This is a genomic window from Oerskovia merdavium, from assembly GCF_014836755.1.
Lineage (GTDB): Bacteria > Actinomycetota > Actinomycetes > Actinomycetales > Cellulomonadaceae > Oerskovia > Oerskovia merdavium.
This window is the reverse complement of record NZ_JACSQF010000011.1, coordinates 87,155-100,095: the sequence shown is the minus strand read 5'-3', so window position 1 is coordinate 100,095 and position 12,941 is coordinate 87,155. Positions and strand designations below refer to the sequence as shown.

The window sequence follows — 12,941 nt, the reverse complement described above, 5'->3', positions numbered from 1 at the left end:
CCGGTGGCGGCCTTGCTGGCCCGGTCGCGCTGGCTCGCGGTCGCCGACCCTGAGCCGCGCTCCACCCCGGGAGCGGAGGTGCGGCGAGGAGCTCCCGTACCGCTCGAGCTGCGGGGCGCGCCCTCACGAGAGGTGGCCGGCGAACGGCGAGTCGTCCCCTGGTGGGCCGAGCCGGTGGTCGTGGTGCCCGCCGCCCGGGACGACGCGGAAGGACGCGGCGAGCTCTCGCCGGTCCTGCGCCCCGTCCCACCGGTCACGGCGTGCTTCCCGCCTCCGGGGCGCCGATGACCGCACCGTCGGAGAGGCGGAGCATCGTGGTCACGTCCGACTCGACCATCCCGAGCGCGACCGCGCGGTCCGGCAGCGACGTCTGGGCCGCCCGGAGCTGGGCGTCGAGAGCCTGCGTGTCCTGCTCGAGCACACCTGCCTCCGTCCGGAGCTTCGACATCTGGTACGAGCCGTTGGCCATCGTGGTGTTCAACAGCAAAGCACCCAGGAGCGCCGCAGCGAGGATCGACATGCACAGGACGAGGAACGGAATCCGAGAACGTACCTGGAGCGGCGCACGGACCGCCTCGAGCCGCGGGCGCGAGGAGCGCCCGGCGGCACCACCCGGGAGCGCAGTGAGGGGCGCACGGCGGGCAGGGGCGGGGGCCGGCGTCGACAGAGGACGCGCCGCAGCCTGTCGTGAGCTCATGAGTGCTTCTCCCCTCGGTTGCGGTGTCGCAGGTGATCAGGTGTGGGACGCAGCCGTTCGGCGGCGCGCAGGCGCACCGACGCGGAGCGCGGGTTGTGCTCGAGCTCGTCCGCCGGGGCCTCCTCGGCCCCACGGACGAGCAGCTTCAGGTACGGCTTGTGGGTCTCGGGCTCGACGGGCAGCCCCGCCGGCGCGCTCGACGTCGCACCGCGTGCCAGCTCACGCTTGACGATGCGGTCCTCGAGGGACTGGTACGACTCGACGACGATGCGCCCACCGACCGCGAGCGCCTCGACGGCGGCCGGGACCGCGCGCTCGAGCACCTCGAGCTCGCCGTTGACCTCGATCCGCAGCGCCTGGAAGGTGCGCTTGGCCGGGTTGCCGCCGGTCTTGCGGGTCGCGGCCGGGATGTTGGCACGCACGAGGTCCACGAGCGCCGCGCTGCGGGTCCACGGCTCGACCTCTCGGCGGCGGATCACCGCGCGGGCGATGCGCTGCGCGAAGCGCTCCTCGCCGTACTCCCGCAGGATCCGGACCAGGTCGCGCTCGTCGTAGGTGTTGAGGACGTCGGCGGCCGTGAGACCCGTGGTCGCGTCCATGCGCATGTCGAGCGGCGCGTCGTGGGCGTAGGAGAAGCCACGCTCCGACTCGTCGATCTGCAGCGACGAGACGCCCAGGTCCATCAGCACCCCCTGGACGGACGGCAGGCCGAGGTCGGCGATCACGTCGCCGATCTCGTCGTAGACCGCGTGCACGGCCTGGAACCGGTCACCGAACCGGGCGAGCCGTTCGGAGGCCAGTGCGATGGCCTGCGTGTCACGATCGATGCCGATCACCCGGGCCGTGGGGATCTGCTCCAGGACGGCCTCGGTGTGCCCGCCCATGCCGAGCGTGCAGTCGACCAGGACCGAGCCGGGGGCCACGAGGGCCGGCGCGAGGAGGTCGACGCACCGTTGGAGGAGCACCGGGACGTGCCGGTCCTCCGCTCCCGCTCCTGACGTGCTGCGAGGTGTGGACATGACGCCTCCTTCCTGGTCGGTGCTCGTCGTGCTGCTCGTGGGGTGATGCATGGTCCTCGGTGTCTGCCTGTCGTACGTGGTGCCGGTGAAGCCGTGCCGCGCCGCCGGACCAGGTCTCCCACCGCGTCCGTTCTGGCACCGGGGAAGTGCGCCAGACCGGGCGGGAGGAGGCCTCGTCCTGCGGGAGCGTCAGGTCCTCGTCGTCCAGCTCTTCATGTCGTCGTGCGGTCGTGCGGTCGTGCTGCCGGTCAGAAGCGGAGGGCGGGAAGCACCTCCTCCGCCGTGGTGGCGTACCCGGCCTCCTGCTCGGCGAGGTAGGTCGACCACGCCGAGGCGTCCCAGATCTCCACCCGGGTGCCGGCGCCGATCACGGCGACCTCCCGGTCGAGCCCTGCGTACGCCCGGAGCGGAGCCGGGATGGAGATCCGCCCCTGCTTGTCCGGGATCTCGTCGCTCGCGCCCGAGAGGAAGACCCGGAGATAGTCCCGCGCCTGCTTGCTCGTGACGGGGGCCTGACGGATCTGGTCGTACATGCGTCGGAACTCGTCCATCGGCAGGAGGAAGAGGCAGTGCTCCTGCCCCCTGGTCATCACCAGCCCGGGCGCGAGCTGGCTGCGGAACTTCGCGGGGAGGATGAGGCGACCCTTGTCGTCCAGACGGGGGGTGTAGGTGCCGAGAAGCAGGCTCGGGGAACCGCTGAACAGCTCGCTCATCCGCCTTGCCCTCCCCTCCTGCTCCCACTTCCTCCACAGTACTCCACATGCCTCCACGAAGCCCGGGATATCACCGCCAATTCACCCCTCTTCGCACAATCTCCGCAGGTCAGACGGTGGAGGACACGGTGGGGTGCCGGACGCGGACGAACCCGTGCCGGCCGGCGTTTCCTCACGTTCGCCCGGCTCGTCCGCACCGCGCACGGCAGCTCGGCGCATTTCGGGATCCGGACGGGGAGGAGAGTGGGGACAATGGTCAACTAGGCTTGCGAGTCCGCACACCGAGCGTGGCCAACGGAGGTTTCTCGTGCTCACCGACTACACCTCTCCCCCGTCCCGTGACGGCCTCGATCCGCTCGGCGAGCTCGTCGAGGCGACCGGTCGGATCCGTTCCCGGATCGAGTCGGTGATCTCCGGACGCCCGGAGCTCGTCCACCTCACCGTCGCGGTGCTCCTCGCCGAGGGGCACCTCCTGCTCGAGGACGTGCCCGGCGTCGGCAAGACGACCCTCGCCAAGGCGCTCGCACGCACCATCGACTGCCACGTGGGCCGCATCCAGTTCACGCCCGACCTGCTCCCGAGCGACCTCACGGGCGTCAACATCTACCGGACGCAGACGCACGACTTCGAGTTCCGCCCCGGACCCGTGTTCTCCAACATCGTCATCGGCGACGAGATCAACCGTGCGTCGCCCAAGACGCAGTCGGCCCTCCTGGAGTGCATGGAGGAGGGGCAGACGACGGTCGACGGCACGACTCACCCGCTCCCCCGCCCCTTCCTCGTGGTCGCGACGCAGAACCCGGTCGAGATGGAGGGCACCTACCCTCTGCCCGAGGCACAGCGCGACCGCTTCATGGCACGCCTCACGGTCGGCTACCCGGACGTCGAGGCCGAGCTCGAGATGCTCGACCGCCAGGAGTCGGACACCCCGCTCGAGCACATCGACCCCGTCGTCGACGGAGCGACGATCCTGCGCTTCGCGCAGGTCGCCCGCTCGGTCTTCGCCTCCCCCGCCGTCAAGAGGTACGTGCTGGCCCTCGTCACCCAGACGCGCGAGCATCCCGGTCTCAAGCTCGGCGCCTCGCCCCGCACCTCCCTCCAGCTGCTCCGCGCGGCCAAGGCGGTCGCGGCCATGGCGGGGCGTGACCACGTCCTGCCGGACGACGTCCAGCTGCTCGCCCAGCCGGTGCTCGCCCACCGGCTGATCCTGTCCACCGAGTCCCGCCTGGCCGGCCACACCGCCGCCCACGTGGTGGCCTCGATCGTCGAGCGCACACCGATCCCCGCCTACACGTCGACGGACAGCCGCTGACATGCCGGGCGCCCGCATGCTGCCCCGGCGCCCGCGAGGCCTCGCCCGGGTCCGGCCCACCGTCCGAGGCAGCGCCGTCCTCGGCGCGGGCATCGTGCTGATCGCCGTCGGATCGGCTCTGGGGCTGCGCGACGTCGTGGGGCTCGGGGCGGCCGGGGCCCTCGCGGTCCTCTCGTCCTGGGTGTGGATGGCCGTGCGTGGCATCGACCGCGGCCGTGGCGCCCTCCAGGTCGGCCGCAAGGTCGAGCCCGACCCCGCGGTCCGCGGGAACCAGGTCACCACCCGGCTCGTCGTGGCCCCCGTCCACCCGACGGCGACGGCGCTCGGGCGGCTCGCACGCCTGCAGATCAGCGAGCAGGCCGCCGGGGAGCTCTGCGAGCAGGACGCGCTGCGCGCTCAGGTCGTGACGCACCCCGATCGGATCGCCGTGCGCTACCGCCTGCGCCCCCAGCACCGCGGACGCTGGGCCCTCGGCCCCGTGCTGACCAGCCGCGTCGACGTGTTCGGCCTCGTGCGTGCGGCCCAGCCCCTGGGCGCGCCGAGCACCGTCACGGTGTGGCCACGCACGACCGACCTCTCGGTGCGTGGTGCACGCGCCTTCGGGGAGTTCGCGCGCTCGGCCCACGGCGCGCGGACGTCGTCGAGCGACGACAGCGTGCTGCGCGACTACGTCGCCGGCGACGACCCGCGCCGCGTGCACTGGGCGACCGCAGCCCGGCGCGGACAGCTCATGGTGCGCACGGACGAGAGCGCCGGGATGCCGCCCGTGACCGTGCTCCTCGACCGGTCGACCCTGCCTCCGCCGGGGACGGCCCGGTCCACGTCGGCAGCCGAGGACGGGGAGTGGGCCGTCGAGGCCGCCGCGTCCGTCGGCGTCTCGTTGCTCGCCGCAGGTCACCCCGTCCGCCTCGTCGCCTCGACGGGTGCCCCGGCGGTCGAGGCGATCCCGTACTCGCCCGGACGCCGGTCCGAGGGCACGGCCCAGCTCCTCGACCAGACCGTCGACCTGCAGGGTCACTCGAGCCGCCGGAACGCCGAGGCCGGGCTGATCGCGACCGCCGACGCGCTGCGCAGCACCAGGCGCCCCGCGGAGCTGACGGTCGCGATCCTCGCGCCCCTCGGGCCGCTCGCCCGGCAGGCGGTCGCCGCGATGGCGGGCGACGGGAACCACTGGGCGTTCGTCGTCGGGCCGCACGACTCGCCCGACCTGGAGGAGTCGCTGGGCGCGCTGCGCGCGACGGGGTGGCACGCCGTGCACGTCGACCCGCAGCTCACATCGATCGACCAGGCCTGGGACAGGCTCATGGAGGAGCACCGGTGACCACCCCGACCATCAGCACCCGGCGCGCCGACCTGGTGCGGACCACGACCACCACCGCGCTGGTCCTCGTCGCGACCGTCGCGTCGTTCCACGCCCTGACCGTGCTGATCGGGCCTGGGACGTGGACCCGCACCGGCACCGTCTTCGTGCTGGTCCTCGGCCTGGTCACCTGGGCCACCCGAGCGCTCCTCGAGACGCGCCCGTCGGCCTCGTCGGCACGCGCACGCTCGCTCGTACCGACGGTCGCGGGACTGCTCGTCGGTGCCTGGGGGCTGCTGGCCGTCTTCGGCGGGGTCACGTCCCGTGGGATCGACCTGGCGATCAGCAGCGCGAGCCTCGACAGGATCCTCGCCCGCTTCGCGGCAGGCCGACAGCTCATCGCCACCGAGACCTCACCGATCGAACCGTCGTTCCCCCTCGTCCTAATCGCCGTCGGCGGTGCCGCCCTCGTCTTCCTCCTGACCGACCTGATCGCGGGTGGGCTCCGGCTTCCTGCCGCCGCCGGCCTGCCCCTGCTGGCCCTGTGGATCCCTCCGCTGGTCATCGAGGGCGCGGTCCCGCCCGCCGTCTTCGTCGTCACGGTCACAGCGCTGCTCCTGCTGGTCGCCGTCGACAACCCGCACCGGGCCGTCCGCCGGACCTCCGGCGCGGCCGTCCAGACCGTCGACCGTGCCACCCGGGCGCTGCGCGCGAGCACCACGCTCGCCGCGACCCTCGCGATCGCGCTGGTCGCCCTCGTGGCAGGCTCCGCCGCCGGCGCGCTCCCCCAGATCGTGCGGTCGCCGTGGACGGCCTTCTTCACGAGCGCGGGCCCCACCGTCCGGCTGGCCAGCGACCTCGACATGGAGAGCAACCTCAAGGCCCGTTCGGAGGAGGTCGCCCTGACCTACGAGTTCCCGGAGGACCGTGCGAACGACACCAGCAGCACGGACGTCGGACCCTTGCGGATGTTCACGCTGACCGGGTTCGACGGGCGCAACTGGCGACGCGGCGACGCCCGCCAGGGGCCCCAGGTCGAGGAGTCGAACATCCTGTGGCCCGACGACGCGGGCACCGCCGCCGGCGAGCCTAGCCAGGTCGACGTCACGCTCCGGACGCTGCGCGACGAACGGCTCGTCCTGCCGACCGAACCCCGGACGGTCGCCGCCCCTGGCGAGTGGTTCTACGACGACGCCCGCGACGAGGTCACGGGGAACCAGGCGACCGAACCAGGGATGGAGTACTCCTTCGTGGTGCACCCGCGCGACCTGACCGCCCAGGCGCTGCGCGCCAGCGAGGGCGGCGACCTCGACGACCCGAACCTGCTCGAGGTCCCGGCCTCCTCCCACGAGGAGGACATCCGCGCCCTCGCGACCGAGATCACCGCCGAGACGGACAACCGCTACGACGCGGCCGTCGCGCTGCAGTCCTACTTCCGCGACGGGAGCCGGTTCACCTACTCGACCGAGGTCCCTGACGGTCAGACCGACGACACCGTGTGGAACTTCCTGCAGGACCGACAGGGCTACTGCGTGCAGTTCGCGACCTCGATGACGATGATGGCCAGGTCCATCGGGATCCCTGCACGCATGGCCGTCGGCTTCCTGCCCGGCGAGCGGACGAGCGACAACCTCTTCGAGGTCACGGGCAAGGACTCGCACGCGTGGCCCGAGCTCTACTTCCCCGGCCAGGGCTGGGTGCGCTTCGAACCGACACCGGCGGTCCAGGCGGGCGCGGTCCCCTCGTGGGCCGACCCTCTCCTCGCCGCCAACAACGCGCCGGCACCTGCGGATCCTGGCGAGGTCCCGACGAACGCCGCGACGCCGAACGCACCCAACACCACAGCACCCACGACCGGCCCTGCTCCCGACCTCAGCAGCGGGACCGGGAACACGCAGGACGGCATGCAGCGGACCTGGATCATCGGCGCGAGCGCCCTGGCGGTCCTCCTGGCACTGTCGGCGCTCGCCTGGCTGATCGTGCGCCGTCGTACAGAACCCGACTCCACGCCGGACGTCGAGAGCACCTGGGCAGAACTCACGGAACGCCTCGGCGACCTGGACATCCGCTGGCCCGCCTCGGCGACGCTGCGCAACGTGCCGGCTCTCGTGGTCGCCCAGGTGGTCGCACGCACCGGAAGGCAGCTTCCCGTGTCGACGACGGACGCGCTGGTGACGCTCACGTCAGCCGTCGAGGCCGAGCGCTACGCCCGCACCTGGCAGTCGCCCGGGGCGGAGACGCTCACCTCGCTGCTCAAGCAGGTGGTCACCGGCGTCCGCGAGGGACTCAGCGACCGCCCTGCTCACGTCGACGGTCCCAGCGCTCTTCCAGTCGGGTGAGGAAGCCCTGACCGGAGGGTGAGCTCTTGGTGGTGCCGCGGGGCGGCGTGACCTTCCCGTCTCCGTCGACGACGCCCACCGGGCCGCTCGCGCGCTTGCGCGGTGCGGAGAAGGCGAAGGCCACCCCCGCGAACATCACGACGAACCCGGCCACCCCGAGCCACGGGTTGGCCGTGGCCGCCCCGACGACGAGGAGGAGGAGTCCGCCGACCACGCCGATCCCTGCCGCGACATAGCGCAGGCCGGACTTGCGGGGCGTGGACTGAAGTGTGGTCGCCAACCGCGGATCATCCGAGGTCAGCGCTCTTTCCATCTGTTCCAGTACGCGCTGCTCGTACTCAGACAGAGGCATGGGCACCCCCGGGTGTCAGCAGTTGAAGTGTGTCCCTCTCAGGATAGATCGACATCCGCCCTGGTGGTAGTCGAGCGTCGACGGGTGGACGCCGGACCGATCGAATTCACCCCGAAACGGTCACGGATCCGGTCGAGCGTCTCCTCGGCCGCGCGCCGCGTCCCTGCCTCCTCCTGCACCGCCTCGTCGAGGGTGGGCTGGAGCGTCGAGGTGCTCCGGGCCTCGAGGTTCTCCGCCCTCACCCCGACGAGCCGCACCGGGAGACCCCTGCGGTCCACCGACTCGACGAGCTCGCGGGCCACCTGGTGGATCTCCTGCGCGACGTCCGTCGGAGCACGCAGGGTCCTCGAACGCGTGAGGGTCCGGAAGTCCGACGTTCGGACCTTGACGCTGACGGTCCGTGCCACGAGCCCCTGGTGCCGCAGCCGCGCGCCGCACCGGTCTGCGAGCCCCAGCAGGGCCGAGCCGATCACCGCGGAGTCGTACAGGTCGTGCTCGAAGGTCGTCTCGGCACCGATGCTCCGTTCGGCACGCCCGGGCTCGACGGGACGCGGGTCCCTGCCCCACGCGAGGTCGTGGAGGTGCGCGCCCGCGGCCTTGCCCACGGCCGCCTGCACGGCCGAGACCTCGGTGTCCGCGAGCTCGGCGACCGTCGTGATGCCCCAGTCGGCGAGCAGCTTCTCGGTCCGCTCCCCCACGCCCCACAGCGCGCCGACCGGAAGCGTCCGCAGGAACGGAACGGTCGCGGCGGCAGGCACCAGCATCATGCCGTCGGGCTTGGCGTGCGTCGAGGCGAGCTTCGCGACGAACTTGGTCGTGGCGATCCCCACCGAGCACGTGATGCCCACCTCTGCCTGCACGCGCTCACGGAGGTTCCTCGCGATCACCGTGGGGGCACCCAGCCGGCGCCGGGCTCCGCTCACGTCGAGGAAGGCCTCGTCGATGCTGATCTGCTCGACCAGCGCCGTGACCTCGTGGACGATCTCCATGACCGCCCGCGAGGCCTCCTGGTACGCCCGGTGGTCCGGAGGAAGCACGACGGCCTGCGGGCACAGCCTCCGGGCGAGAGCCATGGGCATGGCCGAGTGGACGCCGAAGGCGCGAGCCTCGTACGTGGCCGCGAGGACCACGCTGCGTTCCGACCCGCCGACCACGACCGGGCGCCCCCTCAGCTCAGGTCGACGGCGGAGCTCGACCGAGGCGAAGAAGGCGTCCATGTCGACGTGCAGGACGGAGCACCCCGTCTCGTCCGTCCCCCAGTCCCGGTGCGCCTGGGCGGAGCGCGGGCCGCGGCTCACGGAACACCTGCCCCCTCGAGGAGGGGCCTGCCCGTCACGAGGCCACGACCCGGAGCGTGGGATGCCGGACGAACCCTGCGTCCGGGTCGATGATCATCGCGACCTCGTCACGGAAGTCCTCGGCGCAGACCATGATCTCCTCGGCGCGCCCAGGGTCGACCGCGTCGAACCTCCCGGCGTCCACCGCCGCCCGGATCCGTGCCCCGCCCGCGAAGTAGACCGACCAGGCCGCGAGACCAGGCTCGACGACGGCCAGCAGGTCCCAGACCGAGCGGGCCCGGGAGCGCGCGGAGGGCCTGCCCCGCAGCGCGACGACCGCCGCAGCGGCGCGCAGAGCCCCGAGGTGGGCGTGGACGAACCGCTCTGCCGGGTCTGCCGCGAGGTTCGCCGCGATGATCTCGGCGTCGGCCCGCGCGAGGAGCCGAGCGACGTCAGGGGCGAGCGCACCCGGCGAGACCCTGTGCTGCGTAGTCATCTCAACACCTCCGAAGTCAACTATCGAACACCTGTTCGACGAAAGTCAATCCGTCCGGGCGGGCCGTCCGCCTGTCCGACGCCGACCCGCCCGCGCGATGCCCCTACGGTGGACCCATGCCTCGCAAGTCCTCCCGACGGACGTCCCGTCGCTCCCCAGCATCCACCTCGGCACCCACAGAGCCCTCCCCGGCCCCTCGGCGGGCTCGAGGCGGCACCCGGCCTCGCGGTGCGGAGAGCGTCCACGAGCTCCCCGCGGGTGAGGTCCAGACATCGACCGGGACGGCCGAGCTGGTCCCCGACCCGGACGGCAGCACGGGCGTGACGCTCATGGTCAACGGCGTCGCCAGCTCGCACCTGGACCTCGCAGACCCGGGCCTCCTGACGTTCGAGTACATGCAGCAGATGGCCGCGGTCCTGGGGGCCCTCCCGGCAGGACCGCTGCGTGTCGTGCACCTCGGCGCGGCAGGCTGCACGCTCGCGCGCTACGTCGAGCACGAACGGCCGGACTCGCGCCAGATCGCGGTGGACCTCGACGCCGACCTCGTCGCCCGTGTCCGTGAGTGGTTCGCCCTCCCCCGCGCACCGCGGCTCCGGCTGCGCGCCGGAGACGCCCGGGCCGAGCTCGCGACGCTGCCGGACTCGAGCGTCGACGTCGTGGTGCGCGACGTCTTCGCGGGTGACACCACTCCCGCGCACGTCACGACGGTCGGCTTCGTCCGCGAGGCGCTGCACGTCCTGCGCCCCGGCGGCGTCTACCTCGCCAACTGCGCGGACCGGCCGCCGCTCGCGCTGGTCCGCAGAGAGCTCGCGACCGCTGCCGCGGCCCTCACCCCGTTCTCGACGGGCGCAACCACCGAGGGCCGGATCGGACTGATCGCCGAACCGGGTCAGCTCAAGGGGCGCCGCTACGGGAACCTCGTCCTGGTCGTCGTGCGCCCGGTCGACGACGCGACCTCCGCCGACGAGAACCAGGCGGCCCAGGACGACCCCGTGCCGTTCGGGCTCGACGACCCGGGCCTGGCGCGCGCCCTGCGCAGCCTCCCGGTCCCCGCGACCCTCCTCGCCGGGGAAGAGGTACGACGCTTCACGGGCACGGCGGTCCCGCTCGAGGACGATCTCCCGCTCCCCGTGCCCGACGGCGCCACCCGCCCAGGTGCGTCCGACGCGGCCTCGCGCGACGTCGTCGGGCCTGGGACCTCATGACACCGGAGGCCGCACCCCTGGGGGTGCGGCCTCCGGATCCGGCTCGCGAGAACCGGGAGAAGATCAGGGAGATCAGAGCGGGCGGACGTTCTCCGCCTGCGGGCCCTTGGGCCCCTGGGTGATCTCGAACTCGACACGCTGAGCCTCTTCGAGCGACCGGTAGCCCTGGGCCTCGATCGCCGAGTAGTGGACGAAGACGTCGGCTCCGCCGTCGTCCTGGGCGATGAACCCATAGCCCTTCTCAGCGTTGAACCACTTCACAGAACCCTGCGCCATGCTGTTCCTCGTACCTTCTGTCCAACCGGGGACATCCGCGAACGGACCCTTCGCCCGTTCATCGAGCCGTCGCAGCCGGACCCGCGACCCGCTCCGCGTGGTTCCGGTCGTGGCGACCGCCGGCTGGACAGGCACGACCCCGGCGGACCGGGATCCTGCTGCGTCGACACCGGTTCACGCGAAGGCATGTCTCGAGCACGTCACTGCAACGAGACCTAGTTTTGCACGGTCAAGGTGAGGTTCGCCACGTCAAACGCCGGGAAATACCGTGATTCGTCCCCACAACCTCCGCAGAACCTCCGCGAGGGACCGGTCACTCGCCACCCTGCTGGGCGAGGAAGCGCTCGAACTCGGCCCCGAGCTCGTCCGCCGTCGGGATGGGAGCGGAGTCCGCGAGCAGGCTCGTGCGGCCCACCGAGCGGGCGAACGCGTCGTACTGCTCCTCGAGCGCGCGCACCACGGCCGTGACCTCCTCGGACTCTGCCATCTGCCGCTCGACCTCCTGGACGGCCTCCTGGGACGCGTCCGCGAGCGCCGCGACGCGCAGGTCGAGACCCGTCGACCGCTGGACGTTCTCAAGGGCGACGACCGCCGCCGGCGGGAACGGCGACTGCGCGAGGTAGTGCGGGACGTGGACCGTGAACCCCAGGGCGTCGTGCCCCGACTCCCCGAGACGCAGCTCGAGCAGCGCGGCCAACGAGCCAGGGACCTTGACCGTGCCGAACCACGACGTGTGGTCCTCGATCAGCTCGCGCCGGGTCGCGTGCGCCGTCACCGAGAGGGGACGCGTGTGCGGGATGCCCATGGGGATGCCGTGGAAGCCCACGACGAGCGAGACGTCGAAGCGCTGCACGAGCTCGCGCAGCGCGGCGACCACGCGCTCCCACTGGAGGTCCGGCTCGATACCGTGGAGGAGCAGGAAGCCCGTCCCCTCGGCGTCGCGCACGTGATCGATCGCGAGGAACGGCTCGTCGTACGAGGCCCACCGGTCCGCGTCGAAGACCATCGTCACGCGCTTCGAGCGGTAGTCGAGGAGCTGGTCCACATCGAACGTGACCAGGCGTGTGACCTCGAACTCCTCGAGAAGGTGCTCGACCGCGAGGTCACCGGCCGTGCCGGCGTCCACGAACCCGCGCACCGAGTGCAGCAGGACCGGGCCGACCGCGCGGAGCGAGGTCCCCTCCTGTGCATGCGTCGCCGCGGGCAGGACGCGCGCCACCGCGGCCTCGTCCACCTCGTAGATCCCTCGTGGGTCCAACACCAGAAGCTCCTCCGTCGTCGTGCGATCCCTGCCGCCCGCCGGGGCGGGGAGCCGACCGGGACCGTGAAGGTCCCCGCGCAGCCCGCTCGTCGGCGGTTCGATCAGGACAACACCACGCACCGCCGGAACCTTCCCGGCACGAGGCCCTCCCCTCCGTACGCCCGGAGCGTGCCGTGCCACGGGGCGCGAGCACGCCGGCACGCACCTGCTCGGGGCGTCGCCCGTCGTCTCAGCGACCGGGGAGGCGGACCACGGTGACGAAGAAGTCGTCGATCTGACGGACGACGTCGATGAACCGGTCGAAGTCGACGGGCTTGGTCACGTAGGCGTTCGCGTGCAGCGAGTAGGAACGGACGACGTCCTCCTCGGCCTCCGACGTCGTGAGCACGACCACGGGGATCTGCCGGAGGGCCGGGTCCGACTTGAGCTCGCCGAGGACCTCGCGCCCGTCCATCCGCGGGAGGTTCAGGTCCAGCAGGATCAGGTCCGGGGTGGGCGCGTCCGCGTACTCCCCCTCCTTGCGCAGGAAGGCCATCGCGCTGACACCGTCGCTGACGACCGAGAGCCGGTTCGTGACCTTGTGGTCCTCGAACGCCTCACGCGTCATCAGGACGTCGCCCGGGTCGTCCTCGACCAGCAGGACGTCGATCACCTTGTGCCCGTTGCTCATGCCGTGTCCCCGCAGTCCGTCGTC

The 12,941-nt window shown here is 72.1% G+C and carries 13 protein-coding genes; 4 read left to right on the top strand and 9 right to left on the bottom strand.

The genetic code is table 11. The annotated features are described in order from the left end of the window. Window positions 1-253: 253 nt before the first annotated feature. The 3 genes from H9641_RS11890 to mraZ form a co-directional block, all read right to left on the bottom strand. Complete coding sequence (locus H9641_RS11890; protein WP_191804005.1) at window positions 254-697, bottom strand: hypothetical protein; 444 nt, start codon at window positions 695-697, stop codon at window positions 254-256. Beyond that, the gene (gene rsmH, locus H9641_RS11885; RefSeq protein WP_191804003.1) at window positions 694-1,716 is read right to left on the bottom strand and encodes a 16S rRNA (cytosine(1402)-N(4))-methyltransferase RsmH; all 1,023 of its coding nucleotides are present in this window, start codon (window positions 1,714-1,716) and stop codon (window positions 694-696) included. The genes H9641_RS11890 and rsmH overlap by 4 nt, the downstream gene beginning before the upstream one ends. A 248-nt stretch (window positions 1,717-1,964) precedes the next feature. Further along, window positions 1,965-2,399 carry a division/cell wall cluster transcriptional repressor MraZ gene (gene mraZ, locus H9641_RS11880; protein ID WP_191804113.1) on the bottom strand — a complete coding sequence of 145 codons (435 nt, stop codon included), beginning with the start codon at window positions 2,397-2,399 and terminating at the stop codon, window positions 1,965-1,967. 337 nt (window positions 2,400-2,736) lie between these two features. On the opposite strand from mraZ, the gene H9641_RS11875 reads away from it, so the two are divergent. Genes H9641_RS11875 through H9641_RS11865 form a run of 3 tightly spaced genes read left to right on the top strand, consistent with a single transcriptional unit; the run spans window position 2,737 to window position 7,380 of the window. Beyond that, window positions 2,737-3,741, top strand: a complete 1,005-nt coding sequence (locus H9641_RS11875) for an AAA family ATPase (protein ID WP_191804001.1) — start codon at window positions 2,737-2,739, stop codon at window positions 3,739-3,741. Between the two features lies 1 nt (window position 3,742). Then, the gene (locus H9641_RS11870; protein ID WP_191803999.1) at window positions 3,743-5,062 is read left to right on the top strand and encodes a DUF58 domain-containing protein; all 1,320 of its coding nucleotides are present in this window, start codon (window positions 3,743-3,745) and stop codon (window positions 5,060-5,062) included. Further along, a complete protein-coding gene (locus tag H9641_RS11865; protein ID WP_191803997.1) occupies window positions 5,059-7,380 on the top strand; it encodes a transglutaminase family protein in 2,322 nt (773 codons plus the stop codon). The genes H9641_RS11870 and H9641_RS11865 overlap by 4 nt, the downstream gene beginning before the upstream one ends. On the opposite strand, the gene H9641_RS11860 is transcribed toward H9641_RS11865, so the two are convergent. From H9641_RS11860 to H9641_RS11850, 3 genes are read right to left on the bottom strand one after another with little or no spacing between them, the layout of a single operon-like run. After that, window positions 7,328-7,732, bottom strand: coding sequence for a DUF3040 domain-containing protein (locus H9641_RS11860; protein ID WP_191804111.1), 405 nt, complete (start codon window positions 7,730-7,732; stop codon window positions 7,328-7,330). The genes H9641_RS11865 and H9641_RS11860 overlap by 53 nt on opposite strands. 38 nt (window positions 7,733-7,770) lie before the next feature. Further along, window positions 7,771-9,030: a DNA polymerase IV gene (locus H9641_RS11855; RefSeq protein WP_191803995.1), complete on the bottom strand. Its 1,260-nt coding sequence runs from the start codon at window positions 9,028-9,030 to the stop codon at window positions 7,771-7,773. 34 nt (window positions 9,031-9,064) lie between these two features. Further along, window positions 9,065-9,505 (bottom strand): SAV_6107 family HEPN domain-containing protein, encoded by a 441-nt coding sequence (locus H9641_RS11850; protein ID WP_191803993.1) that lies wholly within the window; start codon window positions 9,503-9,505, stop codon window positions 9,065-9,067. Window positions 9,506-9,621: 116 nt separating this feature from the next. Between H9641_RS11850 and H9641_RS11845 the strand changes: the two genes are divergently transcribed. Beyond that, entirely contained in the window at window positions 9,622-10,710 is a 1,089-nt protein-coding gene (locus H9641_RS11845) for a spermidine synthase (RefSeq protein ID WP_191803991.1), read from the top strand. 72 nt (window positions 10,711-10,782) lie between these two features. Here the strand turns inward: H9641_RS11845 and H9641_RS11840 are convergent, their stop codons facing one another. The 3 genes from H9641_RS11840 to H9641_RS11830 all read right to left on the bottom strand — a co-directional run bounded on the left by H9641_RS11840 (window position 10,783) and on the right by H9641_RS11830 (window position 12,917). After that, entirely contained in the window at window positions 10,783-10,986 is a 204-nt protein-coding gene (locus H9641_RS11840) for a cold-shock protein (RefSeq protein ID WP_056648823.1), read from the bottom strand. 313 nt (window positions 10,987-11,299) lie between these two features. Beyond that, complete coding sequence (locus tag H9641_RS11835; protein ID WP_191803989.1) at window positions 11,300-12,247, bottom strand: proteasome assembly chaperone family protein; 948 nt, start codon at window positions 12,245-12,247, stop codon at window positions 11,300-11,302. 229 nt (window positions 12,248-12,476) lie between these two features. Next, a complete protein-coding gene (locus tag H9641_RS11830) occupies window positions 12,477-12,917 on the bottom strand; it encodes a response regulator (protein ID WP_191803987.1) in 441 nt (146 codons plus the stop codon). Window positions 12,918-12,941: the final 24 nt, after the last annotated feature.

Excerpts from the sequence above, each read along its gene's own strand:
- H9641_RS11890 (WP_191804005.1), bottom strand. The coding sequence starts at position 697 with ATGAGCTCACGACAGGCTGCGGCGCGTCCTCTGTCGACGCCGGCCCCC.
- rsmH (WP_191804003.1), bottom strand. The coding sequence starts at position 1,716 with ATGTCCACACCTCGCAGCACGTCAGGAGCGGGAGCGGAGGACCGGCAC.
- H9641_RS11870 (WP_191803999.1), top strand. The coding sequence starts at position 3,743 with ATGCCGGGCGCCCGCATGCTGCCCCGGCGCCCGCGAGGCCTCGCCCGG.
- H9641_RS11860 (WP_191804111.1), bottom strand. The coding sequence starts at position 7,732 with ATGCCTCTGTCTGAGTACGAGCAGCGCGTACTGGAACAGATGGAAAGA.
- H9641_RS11850 (WP_191803993.1), bottom strand. The coding sequence starts at position 9,505 with ATGACTACGCAGCACAGGGTCTCGCCGGGTGCGCTCGCCCCTGACGTC.
- H9641_RS11845 (WP_191803991.1), top strand. The coding sequence starts at position 9,622 with ATGCCTCGCAAGTCCTCCCGACGGACGTCCCGTCGCTCCCCAGCATCC.
- H9641_RS11840 (WP_056648823.1), bottom strand. The coding sequence starts at position 10,986 with ATGGCGCAGGGTTCTGTGAAGTGGTTCAACGCTGAGAAGGGCTATGGG.
- H9641_RS11830 (WP_191803987.1), bottom strand. The coding sequence starts at position 12,917 with ATGAGCAACGGGCACAAGGTGATCGACGTCCTGCTGGTCGAGGACGAC.